At 68.9% G+C, this 18016-nt stretch carries 16 protein-coding genes; 14 read left to right on the plus strand and 2 right to left on the minus strand.

Annotated features, from left to right (window positions below):
* Positions 1-6: 6 nt before the first annotated feature.
* On the plus strand, positions 7-1332 hold the full coding sequence (locus RZE79_RS09530) for a hypothetical protein (RefSeq protein ID WP_319360171.1): 1326 nt from the start codon (positions 7-9) through the stop codon (positions 1330-1332).
* Positions 1320-4721: an efflux transporter outer membrane subunit gene (locus tag RZE79_RS09535; RefSeq protein WP_319360173.1), complete on the plus strand. Its 3402-nt coding sequence runs from the start codon at positions 1320-1322 to the stop codon at positions 4719-4721. Before RZE79_RS09530 ends, RZE79_RS09535 begins: the two co-directional genes overlap by 13 nt.
* 15 nt (positions 4722-4736) lie before the next feature.
* Here the strand turns inward: RZE79_RS09535 and RZE79_RS09540 are convergent, their stop codons facing one another.
* Positions 4737-5510, minus strand: a complete 774-nt coding sequence (locus tag RZE79_RS09540; RefSeq protein WP_319360174.1) for a glutaredoxin family protein — start codon at positions 5508-5510, stop codon at positions 4737-4739.
* Between the two features lie 212 nt (positions 5511-5722).
* Here RZE79_RS09540 and RZE79_RS09545 point away from each other — a divergent pair, with 212 nt between their 5' ends.
* The 3 genes from RZE79_RS09545 (at position 5723) to RZE79_RS09555 (ending at position 7175) form a co-directional block, all read left to right on the plus strand.
* The gene (locus tag RZE79_RS09545; RefSeq protein WP_319360175.1) at positions 5723-6061 is read left to right on the plus strand and encodes a hypothetical protein; all 339 of its coding nucleotides are present in this window, start codon (positions 5723-5725) and stop codon (positions 6059-6061) included.
* A gap of 28 nt (positions 6062-6089) precedes the next feature.
* Positions 6090-6527, plus strand: a complete 438-nt coding sequence (locus RZE79_RS09550; RefSeq protein ID WP_153285277.1) for a PPC domain-containing DNA-binding protein — start codon at positions 6090-6092, stop codon at positions 6525-6527.
* Positions 6528-6680: 153 nt separating this feature from the next.
* Positions 6681-7175 carry a CBS domain-containing protein gene (locus RZE79_RS09555; RefSeq protein ID WP_153285276.1) on the plus strand — a complete coding sequence of 165 codons (495 nt, stop codon included), beginning with the start codon at positions 6681-6683 and terminating at the stop codon, positions 7173-7175.
* A gap of 47 nt (positions 7176-7222) precedes the next feature.
* Here the strand turns inward: RZE79_RS09555 and RZE79_RS09560 are convergent, their stop codons facing one another.
* Complete coding sequence (locus RZE79_RS09560) at positions 7223-7429, minus strand: hypothetical protein (protein WP_056573549.1); 207 nt, start codon at positions 7427-7429, stop codon at positions 7223-7225.
* A 145-nt stretch (positions 7430-7574) separates the two neighbouring features.
* Here RZE79_RS09560 and RZE79_RS09565 point away from each other — a divergent pair, with 145 nt between their 5' ends.
* The 9 genes from RZE79_RS09565 to glnA all read left to right on the plus strand — a co-directional run bounded on the left by RZE79_RS09565 (position 7575) and on the right by glnA (position 17994).
* Positions 7575-9170 (plus strand): class I SAM-dependent methyltransferase, encoded by a 1596-nt coding sequence (locus RZE79_RS09565; protein WP_319360176.1) that lies wholly within the window; start codon positions 7575-7577, stop codon positions 9168-9170.
* A 59-nt stretch (positions 9171-9229) separates the two neighbouring features.
* A complete protein-coding gene (gene ggt, locus RZE79_RS09570; protein WP_319360177.1) occupies positions 9230-10966 on the plus strand; it encodes a gamma-glutamyltransferase in 1737 nt (578 codons plus the stop codon).
* A gap of 61 nt (positions 10967-11027) precedes the next feature.
* Complete coding sequence (locus tag RZE79_RS09575; protein ID WP_319360179.1) at positions 11028-11771, plus strand: 16S rRNA pseudouridine(516) synthase; 744 nt, start codon at positions 11028-11030, stop codon at positions 11769-11771.
* Between the two features lie 105 nt (positions 11772-11876).
* Complete coding sequence (locus RZE79_RS09580; RefSeq protein WP_153285272.1) at positions 11877-12884, plus strand: YncE family protein; 1008 nt, start codon at positions 11877-11879, stop codon at positions 12882-12884.
* Positions 12868-13686, plus strand: a complete 819-nt coding sequence (locus RZE79_RS09585) for a polysaccharide deacetylase family protein (RefSeq protein WP_319360183.1) — start codon at positions 12868-12870, stop codon at positions 13684-13686. The genes RZE79_RS09580 and RZE79_RS09585 overlap by 17 nt, the downstream gene beginning before the upstream one ends.
* Positions 13687-13702: 16 nt before the next feature.
* Positions 13703-14677 carry a sterol desaturase family protein gene (locus RZE79_RS09590; protein ID WP_319360185.1) on the plus strand — a complete coding sequence of 325 codons (975 nt, stop codon included), beginning with the start codon at positions 13703-13705 and terminating at the stop codon, positions 14675-14677.
* 54 nt (positions 14678-14731) lie between these two features.
* Positions 14732-15634 carry an EI24 domain-containing protein gene (locus RZE79_RS09595; RefSeq protein ID WP_319360187.1) on the plus strand — a complete coding sequence of 301 codons (903 nt, stop codon included), beginning with the start codon at positions 14732-14734 and terminating at the stop codon, positions 15632-15634.
* The gene (locus RZE79_RS09600) at positions 15631-16431 is read left to right on the plus strand and encodes a molybdopterin-binding protein (protein ID WP_319360189.1); all 801 of its coding nucleotides are present in this window, start codon (positions 15631-15633) and stop codon (positions 16429-16431) included. The genes RZE79_RS09595 and RZE79_RS09600 overlap by 4 nt, the downstream gene beginning before the upstream one ends.
* Positions 16432-16578: 147 nt before the next feature.
* Entirely contained in the window at positions 16579-17994 is a 1416-nt protein-coding gene (glnA, locus tag RZE79_RS09605) for a type I glutamate--ammonia ligase (protein WP_153285267.1), read from the plus strand.
* The last annotated feature ends 22 nt before the right edge of the window (positions 17995-18016 follow it).

Consider the following 18016-nt stretch of genomic DNA (forward strand, 5'->3'; position numbering starts at 1 on the left):
AACGCCATGCCGATTCGTCTTTCGCTCGCCACAGGGGCGCGCTGCGCCGCTGCATCGATCGCGCTGGTCGGCGCTGCGGTTGTCGCTGCGCCTTCGCCCGGCGCCACGCAGCAGGCCCTTGCGCGCGACAGCTGCGACGGGCTGCGACGCGCCGTCGCGCACGACCAGGGCGGCGCGGCGTCGGGGCCGCTGTTCCTGACCAGCTACCGCACGACGGGTGCGCCCGGCGAGCCGCCGTTCGAACCCGCGCTGGCGGGCGCTGCCTTCACCTACGACAACGCGCTGGCCGGCATCGCGCTGCTGGCGTGCGGCGACCGCGCTGCCGCACGGCGCATCGGCGATGCCGTGGTGCGGGCCGTGGCGCACGACCAGTCGATGCCCGACGGGCGCGTGCGCAACGCCTACCGCGCCGGGCCGGTCACTGAAGAAAAGCCCGCGCTGCCGGGCCGCTGGGACGCCGGGCGCAAGCAGTGGATCGCCGACGCGTACCAGGTCAGCACCGCCACCGGCAACGTGGCCTGGGCGGCGCTGCTGCTGCTGAACCTGCACCAGGCCGAACCGACACCCGCCTACCTGGCGACCGCGCGCCGGCTGCTGGCCTGGACCGAGCAGAACACGCGCGCCAAGAACGGACCCGACGGCTACAACGGTGGGCGCCATGGATGGGACAACGCCCAGCGTGCGCAGACCTGGAAGTCGACCGAGCACAACCTGGACATCGCGATGGCCGCGGCGTGGGCGGCACGGGCCGCGCGCGCCGAGGGCCAGCCCGACGCGGCGGAGCAGAGACAGGCGCGCACCGCGCTCGATTTCGTGCGCCGCATGTGGAACCCGTCGGAGCAGCGTTTTCACATCGGCACCAAGGAGGACGGCGCGACCGTCTCCACCGAAGGTTCCGGCCTCGACGCGCAGCTGTGGCCGGTGCTCGCGGCGCCCGAGGGCTCGTGCGCCTGGGTGCGCAGCCTCGACTGGGTGGAGAAGCACCACCGCTCCGGCGCGGGCTACGGTTTCTCGCGCGAGCCCGACGGCATCTGGACCGAAGGCAGCGCACAGGCCGCCGCCACACTGGTGGCGCGCAAGGGCACGGCGCCCGAGGCGCTGTGGCAGCTGCTCGCCGCGCAGCGCGCCGGCAACGGCCTGTACTACGCCACGCCGGGCGCGCGCATTTCCACCGGCCTGGCCATTGGCCCCGATTCGACGGGGGCCGATTTTTTCTACTACCGCTGGCCCCACCTGGGCGCGACCGCCTGGATCGCCCTGGCCGCCACGGGCTTCAACCCTTTCACCGGCAAGACCCTTGCCTCGGGAGCCGTTCCATCATGTCCAGCCTGATCGCCACTCCGGAATTCCAGCTCAACGCACTGGTCGGGGGGCTTGCCTTGCTCCTCATGACCTGGGCCAGGGTGGACCGCATCACCCACCGCGTGCTGTTCGGCGCGCTGACGGCGCTGCTGCTGATGCGCTACGCCGTCTGGCGCATCGTCGCCACCATGCCGCCGTCGGACCTGGGTTTCGAAACCCTGTTCGCCTGGGTGTTCCTGGGCTTCGAGCTCACGGCCATCGTCTACACGCTGATGTCGATCCACATGCTCATGCGGCGCCGCGACAACCGCGCGCAGGCCGACCGGGGCGAGGCCGCGCTGCGCGCTCGCGGTGACGATGTGCCGGCGGTCGACGTCTTCATCTGCACCTACAACGAAGAGCTGGCCGTGCTCGAGAAAACCATCATCGCCGCGCAGGCCATCGACTACCCGCGGCTGAACGTCTGGGTGCTCGACGACACGCGGCGCGACTGGCTGCGCGACTACTGCGAGCGCCGCGGCGTGCACTACGCACGGCGGCCCGACAACAGCCACGCCAAGGCCGGCAACCTCAACAACGGCCTGCGCCTGTCCGCGGGCGTGACCGACGCGCCGTTCATCCTCGTGCTCGACGCCGACTTCGCGCCGCAGCGGCAGATCGTCTACCGCATGCTGGGCCTGTTCGAGGACAAGCGCGTGGGGCTGGTGCAGACGCCGCAGTTCTATTACAACGCCGACCCCATCCAGCACAACCTGCGCGCCACCGACAGCTGGGTCGACGAGCAGCGCGTGTTCTTCGACGTGCTGCAGCCCGCCAAGGACGCGGTCGATTCGGCCTTCTGCGTGGGCACCTCGTTCATCGTGCGGCGCGACGCGATCACCGACGCGGGCGGGTTCCCGGTCGGCAGCGTGTGCGAGGACATCCACACCACCTACCTGCTGCTGCGCCAGGGCCGCATCACGCGCTGGCTGGGCGAGCGGCTGTCGAACGGGTTGTCGGCCGAGAGCATCATCGACTACATCAACCAGCGCAGCCGCTGGTGCCTGGGCACCGTGCAGCTTGCGCTGCTGCCCGACGGGCCCTTGCTCGGCCGGGGCTACAGCCTGCCGGCGCGGCTGCACTTCCTGCACGGGCTGCTGCATTGGCTGGGCAAGCCGTTCATGGTGCTCGTCTTGCTGGCGCCGGCGCTGTACTGGTATGCCGGCGTGTCGGCCTTCCACGCCACGCCGCAGGCCTTTGCGGCCTACGGCCTGCCGACGCTCATGATGTTCTGGGCCTACAGCTACTGGATCAGCCAGCGGCGCTGCTTGCCCGTGTTCAGCGAGGTGAGCCAGCTGGTGGCGGCAATGGCCGTGAGCAGCACGCTGGCCCGCGCGATGCTCAAGCCCTTCGGCCATCCGTTCAAGGTGACGGCCAAGGGACTCGACCGTTCGCGCACGGTGGTGCACTGGAAGCTGGTGGCCGTCTTCGGCGGCCTGCTCGTGGCGCTGCAGGGCGCGGCTGCGATGGCGGCCCTGAGCGGCGCGGCGCTCACGCCCGGCGACCAGCTCAACCTCGTGTGGACCGGCATCGCGCTGGTGCTGTGCCTGGGCGCGCTCATGGCCTGCGTCGACCTGCCGCGCCCGCAGCAGGAAGAGCGCTTTCCGTGGCGCGCGCTGACACGGGTGCGCACGGCCGCGGGCGAGGGCGAGTCGCGCTTCGTCAACATCGCGACCGACGGCGCATTGCTCGAAGGCCGGGGCCTGCTGAAGCGCCTGCGCGTCGGTCAGCCGCTGGAGGTGCATGTCGAGCCGATCGGCTGGCTGTCGGCCCACCTCGCCGCGCGCGGCAGGGCGGGGGCCGAGTTGAAGTTTGCTGCCACCGAGGCGCAGCGCGAACACCTCGTGCGCCACGTCTTCAACGTGCCGCCGAGCCACGTGGCGGTGCAGGTGCGGCCCTGGCAGGCCGCTTCGGCGTTGTTCGCGAGCGCGGGTATGCGCGCGCCGGGCGCGGGCTTCGCGCGGCTGTCGCTGCGGCTGCTGCTCGCGGTGCTGGCCGTGTGCATCCTGCTGGTGACGACCGGATGCAACCTCACGCCGCCGATGAAGGAGCCCGACCTCGCGGTGCCCTCGCAATGGCCGGCCGGCGCCACGGCGCCGGACGCGCAGCCGGCGGACTGGCGCAGCTTCGTGCAGGACGAGGAACTGCGCGGCCTGATCGCCACGGCGCTCGACAACAACCGCGACCTGCGCGTCTATGCCGCGAAGGCGCGCGAGGCGCGCGCCACCTATGCCGGCAGCCGTGCCTCGCTGTTCCCGCAGGTGGGCCTGTCGGCGCACGGCCAGCGGGCGCAGACCACGACCCAGGGCTCGCTCAGCCCGGTCGGCAACCTGCCGTCGGACGGGCGCGTGTCGAACAGCTTCGACATCCAGGCGGGCGTGATGTCGTACGAGCTGGACTTCTTCGGCCGCCAGCAGAGCACCGCGCAGCAAAGCGGTGCGCTCGCCGAGGCCGGCGACAAGGACCATGCCGCCGCGCGCATGAACCTGGTGGGCGAGGTGTCGAATGCCTACCTCACGCTGCGCGCCGACCGCGCCTTGCTCGCGCTGGCCATGGCCAACGAGACCGCGCTGAACGCCAACGCCGACATGATCGGGCGCGCCCGCGCCGTCGGCGGCGCCGCGCAGCTCGACGTGTACCGCGTGCAGTCGCTGCTGCAGAACGCGCGCGTGCGGCAGGAGGAATACCGCATGCGTGTCGCGCAGGACCTGCAGTGGCTCAACGTGCTGGTCGGGCGCGCCGTGCCGCCCGAGACGGGCACCGCGCGGCCCTGGCCCGAGCGCTCCACGGCGCCGGTCGCGGCCGGGCTGCCGTCGAGCCTGCTGCAGCGCCGGCCCGACCTGCTGGCGGCGTACGCGCGCGTCGAGGCCGCCAACGCGGGCGTGGGCGCGGCCAAGGCCGCGATGCTGCCGACCATCTCGCTCACGGCGCTGGCCGGCGGTGTCAGCAAGGAGCTGTCGACCTTGCTCGCCAGCGGCAACAGCAGCTGGGCCGGCGTGCTGGGCGTGTCGCTGCCGATCTTCGACTGGGGGCGCCGGTCCGCCAACGTCAGCGCCAACCAGGAGCGGCTGGCCGCCGCGATGGCCGGGTACGAATCCGCGGCGCAGGTGGCCTTTCGCGAGGTGGCCCACGCGCTGATCGCCGGCGACCACCTGCAGCCGCAGCTGGAGGCGCAGCAGGCGCGCGTGCAGGTGCTCGAGAAGGTGGCCGGCATCTCGCGCACGCGTTATCGCAGCGGCATGGAAGACTACTTCTCGAGCCAGGATGCGCAGCGCGAGCTGTACACCGGGCAGCAGCAGCTCATCGAACTGCAGCTGAAGGCGGCGGTGAATTCCGTGAACCTGTACAAGGCGCTCGGCGGGGGCTGGGACCGGGCCTAGGGTGGCGTCGGCCGGTCATGCGCCGGCGGTGCCGGCGAGCATCCACAGCGCCATCGCCACCATCATCAGGTTCTCGGTCAGCGACACGAAGCCCAGCGGCACGTTGCTGCTCCCGCCGACGCAGGCGCACTTGAGCTCTCGCCGGTCGACGTACACGGCCTTGAGCACCGACACCGCGCCCACGCTGCCGATGAAAAGCGCCACCGGAATCGCCACCGCGTGCAGCCGGCCCGCCACCATCAGCACGCCGGCCAGCAGCTCTGCGAAGGGGTAGACGTAGGCGTAGAGCACGAAGCGCCGCGCCAGCAGGTCGTAGTTGAGGAACATGGTCGAGAAGCTCTCCACGTCCTGCAGCTTGAGCAGCGCCAGGATGCACATCGCGAAGGCGATGAACGACGACAGCAGCTGCGGACTTGCGAGCGACTGGCCCGCCGCCAGCAGGCTCGCGCCGGCCATGAGCAGCGCCACGGCGAACACCGCGATCACCGGCCGGTACGAGGTCTCGCCGGGTTCGCGCACCGCCAGGCCGAAGTGGCGGCGCAGGTCGTCGTAGCCGCCGATGCGGCGCCCGTCGATGAAGGCCTGCGGCGTGGTCTTCACCTGCTGCTCGGCCTTGAAGGCGTCGGTCTGCTCGCGCGTTTTCAGCCACCGGTCGTCGACCGCGTAGCCCTTGCGCCGCAGCAGGAAGCGCGCCTTCAGGCCGAAGGGGCAGATGTGCCCGGGCATGACCATGCGGTACAGCGTGGCGGTTTTGTCGGTGGCGGCGTGGTCGGCGGTTCGTGTGGACATGGGTGGTGCTCCGTCGGTCGGATCGATCGCCCGATTGGCGCGCGGCAGCGGCCTGCGTCCTGTCGGACGATGTCATGTTCGCCTGACGGAATGCCCGGGCACGGGGTCGCTGACTTGCGGCCATTGGCGAAGGAGGCCTACACCGCCCGGACCGCGCCGGTGAAACCTTCGGCGCATGGGTGAACGCCATGCGCAATTCAACGAAATCCACAGTGACTTCACGCCTCGCCCTCGGGGTTCTTGCGGTGCTGATCGCCGCTCCGGTTGCCGCGCAGCCGGCCGACAAGCCGCCGCCCCCACCGGTTCGGCCTGAAGCACAGCCCGACTCCGAGTTCCTCGTGAAGCCGCCTGCCCATGGCAATCCGCGGCTGGTGAAGCCCGCGCCGCCCGACCGCGACCCAGGCCTGGTGAAGAAGCCGCCGGCCGACCCCAAGCCCGCCGGCGAAGACAAGGACAGCACCAAGCCGCGTGCGGACGATCCCGGTGCGCCCTCGCGCCAGGACGACTGCCGGGGCACCGCCGAGGACTGCAAGCAGAACTCCCCGCGCTGACGCGACGATCGAAAGGACCCGCCCCGCCATGAAATCCAAGATCCTCAACGCCGGCCCCGAGCGCACCATCGCCCTGGTGTTCGAGACGGGCGACGAAGTCATGCCCCTGCTGGAAGAGTTTGCGAAGACGCACGGGCTGTCGGCCAGCCGCTTCAGCGCGATCGGTGCGCTGCGCGGGGCGGTGCTGGGGTACTTCGACTGGGAGCGCAAGGAATACGAGCGCATTCCCGTCGGGGAGCAGGTCGAGGTGCTGTCCCTCAACGGCGACGTCGCGCTCGATGGCGACCAGCCCACGGTGCATGCGCACGCCGTGCTGGGCCGGCGCGACGGCAGCACGATCGGCGGCCATGTGCTGCAGGCCACCGTGCAGCCCACGCTCGAGGTGCTGCTGGTCGAATCGCCGGGCTACCTGCGCAAGACCTGCGACCGCGAAAGCGGCCTGGCCCTCATCGACATCGACGCCTGAGCCGCAGGCGCACGCCAGCCGATTCCCACGCCAATGCCGTTCATGCCCTGACACCGCCCCTGCGACGTGGGGCTACGGTGGTTTGACGTTGCGCCGGTTTTTCCATCGCGGGTGGTCGCCTGCGAGGCCGACGCACACCACCAAGGAGCCACCATGACCCAGGTCAACGAACTCATGACGCGCGGCGTACGCACCGCCGCGCCCACCGACACGCTGTGCGACGCCGCCCAGGCGATGGAAGAACTCGATGTGGGCGTGCTGCCCGTGTGCGACGGCGAGCGGCTCGTGGGCGTCGTCACCGACCGCGACATCGCCGTGCGCGGTGTGGCGCAGAAGCTGCCGCCGGAAACCACCCACCTCGACGCCATCATGAGCGGGCAGGTGCGTTGGTGTTTCGACGATGTGTCCGTGGAGGAAGCCTTGCGCACGATGGGCGAACTGCAGATCCGCCGCCTGCCGGTGGTGGACCGCGAGCGGCGCCTCGTCGGCGTGCTGACGCTGGGGGATGCGGCCGCGAAGGGCGACACGTCCGAAACCGGCGAACGGCTGGGGCAGATTTCGCAACCGGCGGAGCCTGACCGTTCCCGTCAGTCGGCGGCCAGCGGCCCGGCAGGCGGCGGGCAGACGAAACGCACCCGCAAGAGCTGAGGAAAAAGAGTCGCGGGGGCCGGCTTCGGCCCTCCGGCTTCAGCGGCTCACTGGCACTGGAACAGCACGCCGGATTCGGCGGGGGCCTTGCCCAGCCACTTGGGGTCTTGCCCCTTGGCGCTGCAGTAGTCCGAGGCCTGGGTGTAGGTCATGGCGCGCAGCACACCGTCGCGGAAGGGAACGATCTGGTTGGGCGGCGACGAGCAGCCGGCAATGACCAAAGCGAGGGGAAACAGAGTGATGCGCCAGTTCATCGGGCCATTCTAAAGAGGTCGCGTGGGCGCACGGGTCGGTGTCGAGGGGCGGGCGTGTCGAGGGGCGCCGGCTTCTTTTTGCCGGGGCGCGGGGCTATAGTCTGCGAGCACTTCTGCAGCCCCTTCCGCTCCCCAAAGGACGTTCGTGCCGGACTCTCTGACTTCCACGCTCACCAGTTACTACGATGCGGTGCCCTACGACTCGCACCCGTTCCCCCAGTCGGCCGTGGAGCACCTGGAAGCCCTGGCCTTCCTGTTCGGCCTTGATGCGCCGCCGCCCCAGAAGGCGCGCGTGCTGGAACTGGGCTGCGCCGCCGGCGGCAACCTGATTCCATTCGCGGTGCGCCACCCCGAGGCGCGCGCGGTGGGCGTCGACCTGTCGCGCGTGCAGGTGGCCCAGGGCGCCGCGGCGCTCGACCACGCGGGGCTGTCGAACATCGAGCTCAAGACCTTCAACATCGCCGACATCGACGCCTCGTTCGGCCTCTTCGACTACATCGTCTGCCACGGCGTCTACAGCTGGGTGCCGGGGCCGGTGCAGGACGCCATCCTGCGCGTGTGCGCCGAGAACCTCGCGCCCAATGGCGTGGTGTACGTGAGCTACAACGTCTACCCGGGCTGGAAGGCGCGCGAGATCGTGCGCGACGCGATGATCCTGCGCGGCGGCCCGCGCGACACGCCCGAAGAAAAGCTCTCGTACGCGCGCGGCATGCTCGAGTTTCTGGAGCAGTCGGCACGGCCCGACAGCGTGCTCAAGAAGACGCTCGAAGAGACGATGCCGATCGTTCGCAATTCCGGCAACTACTACCTGCTGCACGAGTTCCTGGAGCCCTGCAACGAGCCCTGCTATTTCAAGGAGTTCGTCGCGCGTGCCGAATCCCGCGGGCTGGCCTACCTGTGCGACGCCGAGCCCTCGACGATGTTCGTGCAGAACTACGGCGAGAAGGTGCGCGACCCGCTGCTGCGCGAATGCGGCGGCAGCCAGGTGATGATGGAGCAGTACCTCGACTTCCTGGTCAACCGCACCTTCCGCCAGACGCTGCTGGTGAAGCAGGGCAACGCCGCGAACATCCGCTACCGCCTCGAGGTTCCCCGCCTGCGCGCGCTGGAATTCGCCGGCCTCTTCCGCGTGGACGGTGGTGATGCACTCACCATGGACGCCCGCGAACAGCCCTGCACCGCGCTGCGCGACCTGAAGGTCACCTTGCGGCTGCCGGCGCACAAGGCGGTGGCGCAGGCGCTCGATGCGAGCTATCCGTGTTCGATGTCGACCGAGGCGCTGCTGGCCGCCGTGGTGACGCTCACCGGCGAGCCGCGCGCGGCCGTCGAGCCCATCGTGCTGGCCATGCTCGAGGAGCTGCTGATTCTTGGCGCGCTGCGCATCCGGCGCACGCCGGTGTCGGCGGTTTCGTCGGTGTCCGCGCTGCCGCAGGTGCTGGCACCGGTGCGCCGCGCGGTGGCCGGCGTGCCCGCGTCGCAAGCGACGGCCGTCGTCTGCAACCAGTGGCACGAGCCGGTGTCGCTCTCGGTGCTTGAGCGCAGCCTGCTGCCGCTGCTGGACGGGGCGCACACGCACGAAGTGCTGGCCGCTTTCCTGCTCGACGAAGTGCGCGCCGGACGCCTGCGCTTCCTCAAGGACGACCAGCCGCTGACCGACCCGTCGGCGCTTCACGATTTTTCGCAGGAGCAGGTCGCGCAGGCGCTGCAGAGCCTGCGGCGCAAGGCGCTGCTCACGGCCTGACGGCACACACCCTTCGCCCCTCCCTCATTCTTCATCCAACGCACAGAGGAGACTTTTCCATGCAGCACTTCAAGTGGACCCCCACCTTGCGCGCGGCCGTCGCGGCCGCGCTCACCCTGGCGGCGGCCGGCGGCGCGCAGGCCGCGTCGCAGGCGCCGGTCGCGGCCGAGCACGGCATGGTCGTGAGCGCGCAGCACCTGGCCAGCAAGGTCGGCGTCGATGTGCTCAAGCGCGGCGGCAATGCGGTCGATGCGGCCGTGGCCGTGGGCTATGCGCTGGCGGTGGTGTATCCGGCCGCCGGCAACCTCGGCGGCGGCGGCTTCATGACCGTGCAGCTGGCCGATGGGCGCAAGACCTTTCTCGACTTCCGCGAGAAGGCCCCGCTGGCTGCCACGGCCAACATGTACCTCGACAAGGACGGCAACGTCGTCAAGGGCCTGAGCACCAACGGCCACCTCGCCGTGGGCGTGCCGGGCTCGGTGTCGGGCATGGAATACGCGCGCGAGAAGTACGGCACGATGAAGCGCGCCGACCTCATCGCCCCGTCGGTCCAGCTGGCCGACAAGGGCTTCGCGCTGGAGCAGGGCGCCATCGACATGCTGCTCACGGCCACCAACGACTTCAAGAAAGACCCGGTCTCCGGTGCGATCTTCCTGAACAAGGGCGAGCCCTTCGCGGTCGGCCAGAAGCTGGTGCAGAAAGACCTGGCGAAGACGCTGAAGGAAATCAGTGCCAAGGGCACCGACGGCTTCTACAAGGGCTGGGTCGGCAAGGCCATCGTGGCGTCGAGCCAGGCCGGCAAGGGCATCATCACGCAGGCCGACCTCGACCAGTACAAGACGCGCGAACTCGCGCCGGTCGAGTGCGACTACCGCGGCTACCGCGTGGTGTCGGCGCCGCCGCCGAGCTCGGGCGGCGTGATCATCTGCGAGATGCTCAACATCCTCGAGGGCTATCCGCTGAAGGACCTGGGCTTCCGCTCGGCCGAGTCGGTGCACTACCAGATCGAAGCCATGCGCCACGCCTACGTGGACCGCAACAGCTACCTGGGCGACCCCGACTTCGTGAAGAACCCGCTCGACCGCCTGCTCGACAAGGGCTACGCCGCGAAGATCCGCGCCGCCATCGACCCCAAGAAGGCCGGCGTGTCCAAGGACATCAAGCCCGGCGTGGCGCCGCATGAAGGCAGCAACACCACGCACTACTCGATCACCGACAAGTGGGGCAATGCGGTGTCGGTGACCTACACGCTGAACGACTGGTTCGGCGCCAAGGTCACGGCCGACAAGACCGGCGTGCTGCTGAACAACGAGATGGACGACTTCACCTCGAAGGTCGGCGTGCCCAATCTCTACGGCCTGGTGCAGGGCGAGGCCAACAAGATCGAGCCGGGCAAGCGTCCGCTGAGCTCGATGAGCCCGACCATCGTGTCGAAGGACGGCAAGCCGGTGTTCGTGGTCGGCACGCCCGGCGGCAGCCGCATCATCACGGCCGTGCTGCACACCATCCTGAACGTGGTCGACTACGGCATGAACGTGCAGGAAGCCGTCGATGCGCCGCGCTTCCACCAGCAGTGGCTGCCCGACGTGACCAACGTCGAGACCTTCGCGATCAGCCCCGACACCCGCAAGATCCTGACCGACATGGGCCACAACCTGGGCGTGCCGCAGCCGGCCAACCACCTGGCGGCGATCATCGTCGGCGCGCCCTCGCTGGGCGGCAAGCCGGTGGGCGCGAATCGCTTCTACGGCGCCAACGACCCCCGTCGCAACACGGGCCTCGCGGCAGGCTACTGAACCTGCGGCACACTTGAAGGCGGTCGTGCCCCTGTCGGCACGGCCGCTTTTTTCATTTTTCATGCACCTGCAAGACATCCTCTATACCCAGGGCTTCGGCACCCGCCGCGTGTGCGCGGGCCTGGTCCAGCAAGGCCACGTGAGCATTGCCGGCGCGGCCGTGCCCGACCCCTTTGCCGACCTCGACCCCGATGGCCTGCTGTTCACCGTGCAAGGCACCGAGTGGGCGTACCACGACAAGGCCTACCTGATGCTGCACAAGCCGGCCGGCACCGAGTGCTCGCAGAAGCCCTCGACCTACCCGAGCATCTACACGCTGCTGCCGTCGCCGCTGCGGCTGCGGCCCAACAAGGGCGCCGTGCAGGGCGTGCAGGCCATCGGCCGGCTCGACCAGGACACGACCGGCCTGCTGCTGCTGACCGACGACGGCCAGTTCATCCACAAGATGGGCTCGCCCAAGCACCACGTGCCCAAGGTCTACGAGGTGACGGCGAAGCACCCGATCGACGAGTCGCAGATCGCCAAGCTGCTGGCCGGCGTGGTGCTCGACGACGACCCGAAGCCCGTGCGCGCGGCCGCCTGCGAATCGGACAGCCCGCTGCACCTGCGGCTCACGCTCACCGAGGGCAAGTACCACCAGGTCAAGCGCATGCTGGCGGCGGTCGGCAACCGGGTCGAAGGGCTGCACCGCTCGCGCATCGGCGGTCTGGCGCTGCCGGAGGACCTGGCGCCGGGCCAATGGCGCTGGCTCACGGCCGAGCAGGTGGCCCAGCTGCGGGCGCCGGTGCCCCGGGCCGCCGCTTGACATAGGTCAAGGCGCCGGGCCCGACAGCGGGGGAGAGGGTGCCGGCGGTCAGCTGTTCGTCGGGTTCGACCGTTAAGATTGTTAACTCTCTCCCGGAACCTTCCCTTGCGACTTCCTGCCTGCCCGAACGGCCGCATTGCGGCCTTCCTTTTCTCCTGCCTGACAGCCCTGGTGACCCTCCCCGCCGCGGCGGCGCCGCCGGCCCCCCCACCGGTTTTTGTGCTCAATTCGCTGGACGCCAGCGTGAGCGTGATCAACCCGGTCGACTGGACCGAGAAGCAGCGCATTCCCACCGGCAAGGAGCCGCACCACATCTACATGACGCCCGACGAGAAGTCGGTCATCGTGGCCAATTCGGCGGGCGACTCGCTCACCTTCCTGGACCCGCGCACGGCCGAAGTGCAGCGCGTGGTGTACGGGATCATCGATCCGTACCAGCTGCAGTTCTCGCGCGACATGAAGTGGTTTGTCACGGCGGCCAACCGCCTGAACCACGTCGACGTGTACCGCTGGGACGGCAAGGACCTGAAGCTGGCCAAGCGCATCGCCACCGGCAAGACGCCCAGCCACATCTGGATCGACAACACCAGCACCGTGGCCTACGTCACCATGCAGGACAGCGACGAGCTCATTGCCGTCGACCTGCCGACGCAGACCGTCCGCTGGCGCATGGCCACCGGCGCGATGCCGGCCGACATCTTCGGCGCCCACAACGACAAGACGCTGCTGGTGGGCCTCACCGGCAGCGATGGCGTGCAGGTGTTCGACGTGGCCGGCGCGCAGCCCAAGCTGGTCGGCAAGATCCCCACCGGCAAGGGCGCCCACGCTTTCCGCTCGGCCGGCGACGGCAAGACCGTGTTCGTGAGCAACCGGGTGGCCAACAGCATCAGCCGCATCGACCTGACCACGCTGAAGGTCGTCGCCACCTACAACGTGCCGGGCGGCCCCGACTGCATGGACGTGTCGGCCGACGGCAAGACGCTGTACGTGACCTCGCGCTGGGCCAAGAAGCTCACGGTGGTCGACCTGGCGAGCCAGAAGGTCGTGCGGCAGGTCAACGTCGGCCGCTCGCCGCACGGCGTCTGGACGCTGGACCATGCAAAGCGGACCTGAGCGGGTGCGCGCCGCGGGCGTCGCCTTGGCTGTCGCGGCGCTAGCCTGCGCCACCATGCCGGCGGCCGGAGCACAAGAGGCCGCCTGCGACAAGCCCGTCTACCTGACGCTGGACACCGGCCACATGGGCGTCGCCCCGCTGGTGGCCGACGTGCTCAAGCGCCAGGACGTGCGCGTCACCTTCTTTGCCGCCGCCGAGCGCACGCAGACCGATGGCGACAGCCTGGACGACCACTGGGCGCCGTGGTGGAAGGCGAGGGCGGCCGAGGGCCACGAGTTCGGCTCGCACACCTACGACCACGCCTACTGGCGCGGCGACGTGAAGGGCACGCCGCCCAGCTTTCGCATCAAGCCGTCGGCCGGCCCGCAGACCGGGAAAGAGTCAGTCTGGAGCGCGGCCCAGTACTGCGCCGACATCCGCAAGTCGTCCGACCGGCTGGCCGCCATCACCGGCAAGAAGCCGTTGCCGCTGTACCGCGCACCGGGCGGCAAGACCTCGCCCGCGCTGCTGGCAGCCGCCAGGGACTGCGGCTACGCGCACGTGGGCTGGTCGCCCGCCGGCTTCCTGGGCGACGAGCTGCCGAGCGAAACGTTCAGCAACCCCAAGCTGCTGACGCAGGCGCTTGCGGGCATCCGCCCCGGCGACATCCTGCTGGCGCACCTGGGCATCTGGTCGCGCCAGGACCCGTGGGCGCCCGCCAACCTGGAGCCGCTGATCGTCGGACTGAAGGCCAAGGGCTTCTGCTTTCGCACGCTGCGCCAGCACCCGGACTACCGCGCCTGGATCGCCTCCCACCCTTGAATCCTGAGTTTTCGCCGTGATCGATTGGTTGACCGACTTTTTTTCCGCCATGCAGGGCTGGCTCTTCGAGGCCGCCGTGCAGCCGCTGGTGTATGCCATCGGCCTGGGCGGCTGGGCCGAAGACGCCTTCGACGCCACCGGTTGGCTGCTGGTCGGCGTGGTCCAGATCCTGGTGCTGCTGGCCGTGATCGGCCCGCTGCAGCGCTGGCGCGCGGTCGAACCCGTGACCGACCGCCGCGCGATCCGCATCGACGTGCTCTACACGCTGATCCACCGGCTGGGCCTGTTCCGGCTGGCGCTGTTCTTCACGCTGCAGCCGCTGTTCGACGACCTGCTCGGCAGCCTGCGCATGGCGGGGTGGGGCACCTTCCACCTGGACGAGGTCTGGCCCGGCGTGACCGACGTGCCGTGGGTGGCCTTTGCCATCTACCTCGTGGTGCTCGACTTTGTCGGCTACTGGATTCACCGCGGCCAGCATCACTTCAACGCGTGGTGGAGCCTGCATTCGCTGCACCACTCGCAGCGCCAGATGACGATGTGGAGCGACGACCGCAACCACCTGCTCGACGACGTGATCCACGACACGCTCATCGTCATCGTGGCGCAGCTGATCGGCGTGGCGCCGGGCCAGTTCATCGCCGTCGTGGCCTTCACCCAGCTCAGCGAGAGCCTGCAGCATGCCAACCTGCGGCTGAGCTTCGGGGTCATCGGCGAGCGGCTGTGGGTCAGCCCGCGCTTTCACCGGCTGCACCACAGCATCGGGCTGGGCCACGAGTCGCACGGCAAGAGCACGCTGGGCGGCCACAACTTCGGCGTGCTGCTGCCCTGGTGGGACATGCTCTTTCGCACCGCCAACTTCGAGAACCGCTACGACCCGACGGGCATTCGCGACCAGGTCGAGCCCGGCGTCGACGGCCGGCCGCGCGACTACGGCCAGGGCTTCTGGTCGCAGCAGTGGCTGGGGCTGAAGCGGTTGTTCGGCCGCGCCTGAGCGCGCTGCGAGGCACGGCCAGGGCGCAGAAGCCTTACGTTATCCTCGAACCTCATGCGCCTGCTCCTCGACTCCTTCTGGCGCGCGGTCGCCTATTGCATGCTCCCGCGCGTGATCTTGCTGTCGCTCCTGCCGTTGGCGCTCATGGTGCTGCTGGCCGCGGGGCTCGGTTACTTCTACTGGGACGCTGCCGTCGCCTGGACGCGCGAAGCCCTCGACGCCTGGCCGTTGCTGTCCAGCTTCTGGGCCTGGATCGGGCGCCTGTTCTCGAGCGATGTGACGGCCGCGCTGGCGCCGCTGGTGGTGGTGTTCGGCGTCACGCCGCTGATCGTGGTGCTGTCGCTGCTGATCGTGGCCGGCTTCATGGCGCCGGCGCTCACCAAGCTCGTGGCCGAACGGCGCTTTCCGACGCTTGAGCAGAAGAAGGGCGCCTCCTTCTTCGGCAGCGTGATGCGCTCGCTCGCCGCCACCGTGCTGGCGCTGATCGCCTTGGTGGTGTCGATGCCGCTGTGGCTCATTCCGCCGCTGGTGCTGATCCTGCCGCCGCTGATCTGGGGCTGGCTGACCTACCGGGTGATGAGCTTCGACGCGCTGGCCGAGCACGCCAGCCCTGAAGAACGCGCCGCGCTGCTGCGCGCCCACCGGCTGCCGTTGCTGTGCATCGGCGTGCTGTGCGGCTACCTGGGCGCCGCGCCGAGCATCGTCTGGGCCTCGGGCCTGCTGTTCGCTGCCGCCTTCTTCGTGCTGGTGCCGATCGCCATCTGGATCTACACGCTGGTCTTTGCTTTCTCGGCGCTCTGGTTCGCCCACTACTGCCTGGACGCGCTGGCCCAACTGCGCGCCCAGCGCGCGGCGCTGCAGCCCGCGACCGGCAGCGGCGACGCGCAGCAGACGCTCGAGGCGGCCGAAGCCACCGAGGCCAACAAGGCCGCTCTTTCTCAATGGGGTTCACCATGACACGCGCATTCGGTCTCATCGTCGTCGGCGACGAGATCCTTTCCGGCAAGCGGGCCGACAAGCACATGGCCAAGGTCATCGAGCTGCTGGCCGCGCGCGGCCTGCAGCTGGGCTGGGCCGAGTACGTGGGCGACGAGCCCACGCGGATCACCGCGGCCCTGATGCGCGCCTTTGCGTCGGGCGACATCGTGTTCTCGACCGGCGGCATCGGCGCCACGCCCGACGACCACACCCGCCAGTGCGCCGCCCAGGCCCTGCGCGTGCCGCTGGCACTGCATCCCGAGGCCGAAGTGCTGATCCGCGAGCGCATGCAGGACACCGCCCAGGAGCAGGGCGTGCCCTACGAGCCCGACCGGCCCGACAACATCCACCGGCTGAACATGGGCGTGTTTCCGCAGGGCGCGTCGATCATCCGCAACCCGTACAACAAGATTCCGGGGTTCAGCGTCGAGCACGTGCATTTCGTGCCGGGCTTTCCGGTCATGGCCTGGCCGATGATCGAGTCGGTGCTCGACCGCCGCTACGCCGATCTGTTCACCCGCGACGCCATCGCCGAGAAGTCCGTGATCGTTTTCGGTGCGATGGAAGCCACCCTCACGCCGCTGATGCAGGCCATCGAGCAGGCCCACGCCGGCATCAAGGTGTTCAGCCTCCCCAGCGTGGATCACCCTCAGTACGGGCGCCACATCGAGCTGGGCGTCAAGGGCGACCCCGCGCGGCTCGATGCCGCCTATGGCCAGCTGATCGAAGGCTTGCACACCTTTGATGCGAAGCTTGGCCCCGAATTGGTGCGTTAATTCGTATCGCACCAGTTTGGTGATTAATTCCTTTTCCGGCAGCCCCTGGGCCGTCACCCGGGCCTCATCCGGCGGGGTGACAATGGCACAGAAACTGCATCCTTCCGTTCCCGTATTCCTAACCACCATCCAACTCAGGAGAAACTGATGGCAAAGACCGTCGCCGATGTACTCAAGCTCGTCAAGGAAAACGAGGTCAAGTTCGTCGACTTGCGCTTCACCGACACCCGCGGCAAGGAACAGCACGTCACCGTGCCCGTGTCGCATTTCGATGAAGACAAATTCACCTCGGGCCACGCGTTCGACGGTTCGTCCATCGCCGGTTGGAAGGGCATCGAAGCCTCGGACATGCAGCTCATGCCCGACCCGAACACCGCCAACATCGACCCGTTCTTCGAAGAAACGACGCTGATCCTGACCTGCGACGTGATCGATCCGGCCGACGGCAAGGCCTACGAGCGCGACCCGCGCTCGCTCGCCAAGCGCGCCGAGGCGTACATGAAGGCTTCCGGCCTGGGCGACACCGCCTTCTTCGGACCGGAACCCGAATTCTTCGTCTTCGACGGCGTGCGCTGGAAGAACGACATGTCGGGCTGCTTCGTGAAGATCGATTCCGAAGAAGCTTCGTGGAACACCGACAAGGAATACGAACACGGCAACAGCGGCCACCGTCCGGCGGTCAAGGGCGGCTACTTCCCCGTGCCCCCGGTCGACAGCCTGCACGACATGCGCTCGGAAATGTGCCTGGTGCTCGAATCGCTGGGCATCCCGGTCGAAGTGCATCACCACGAAGTGGCCAACGCCGGCCAGCTCGAAATCGGCACCAAGTTCAGCACGCTGGTCCAGCGCGCCGACTGGGTCCAGCTGCAGAAGTACGTGATCCACAACGTGGCCCACGCCTACGGCAAGACCGCCACCTTCATGCCCAAGCCCATCGTCGGCGACAACGGCTCCGGCATGCACGTGCACCAGTCGGTCTGGAAGGACGGCAAGAACCTGTTCGCAGGCGACGGCTACGCAGGCCTGTCGGACTTCGCGCTGCACTACATCGGCGGCATCATCAAGCACGCCCGTGCCCTGAACGCCATCACGAACCCCGGCACCAACAGCTACAAGCGCCTGGTGCCCGGCTTCGAAGCCCCGGTGAAGCTGGCCTACTCGGCCAAGAACCGCTCGGCCTCGATCCGCATCCCGTTCGTGGCCAACCCGAAGGGCCGCCGCGTCGAAGCGCGCTTCCCCGATCCGCTGATGAACCCGTACCTGGGCTTTGCCGCGCTGCTGATGGCCGGCCTGGACGGCGTGGAAAACAAGATCCATCCGGGCGAAGCCGCCAGCAAGGACCTGTACCACCTGCCGCCGGAAGAAGACGCGCTGATCCCGACCGTCTGCCACAGCCTGGACCAGGCCCTGGAAAACCTGGACAAGGACCGTGCGTTCCTGACCAAGGGTGGCGTGTTCACCGACTCGTACATCGACGCGTACATCGACCTCAAGATGCAGGAAGTCACGCGCTTCCGCATGGCGACGCACCCCGTCGAATTCGACATGTACTACTCGCTGTAAGAAAAGCTCGCCCCCAGGCTGC

This window comes from Variovorax sp. EBFNA2 (genome assembly GCF_033802765.1).
Taxonomy (GTDB): Bacteria; Pseudomonadota; Gammaproteobacteria; order Burkholderiales; family Burkholderiaceae_C; genus Variovorax; species Variovorax paradoxus_H.

Coding starts and splice junctions, on each gene's coding strand:
- RZE79_RS09530 (WP_319360171.1), top strand. CDS start 7: ATGCCGATTCGTCTTTCGCTCGCCACAGGGGCGCGCTGCGCCGCTGCA.
- RZE79_RS09535 (WP_319360173.1), top strand. CDS start 1,320: ATGTCCAGCCTGATCGCCACTCCGGAATTCCAGCTCAACGCACTGGTC.
- RZE79_RS09540 (WP_319360174.1), bottom strand. CDS start 5,510: ATGTCCACACGAACCGCCGACCACGCCGCCACCGACAAAACCGCCACG.
- RZE79_RS09550 (WP_153285277.1), top strand. CDS start 6,090: ATGAAATCCAAGATCCTCAACGCCGGCCCCGAGCGCACCATCGCCCTG.
- RZE79_RS09555 (WP_153285276.1), top strand. CDS start 6,681: ATGACCCAGGTCAACGAACTCATGACGCGCGGCGTACGCACCGCCGCG.
- RZE79_RS09560 (WP_056573549.1), bottom strand. CDS start 7,429: ATGAACTGGCGCATCACTCTGTTTCCCCTCGCTTTGGTCATTGCCGGC.
- ggt (WP_319360177.1), top strand. CDS start 9,230: ATGCAGCACTTCAAGTGGACCCCCACCTTGCGCGCGGCCGTCGCGGCC.
- RZE79_RS09575 (WP_319360179.1), top strand. CDS start 11,028: ATGCACCTGCAAGACATCCTCTATACCCAGGGCTTCGGCACCCGCCGC.
- RZE79_RS09585 (WP_319360183.1), top strand. CDS start 12,868: ATGCAAAGCGGACCTGAGCGGGTGCGCGCCGCGGGCGTCGCCTTGGCT.
- RZE79_RS09595 (WP_319360187.1), top strand. CDS start 14,732: ATGCGCCTGCTCCTCGACTCCTTCTGGCGCGCGGTCGCCTATTGCATG.
- RZE79_RS09600 (WP_319360189.1), top strand. CDS start 15,631: ATGACACGCGCATTCGGTCTCATCGTCGTCGGCGACGAGATCCTTTCC.
- glnA (WP_153285267.1), top strand. CDS start 16,579: ATGGCAAAGACCGTCGCCGATGTACTCAAGCTCGTCAAGGAAAACGAG.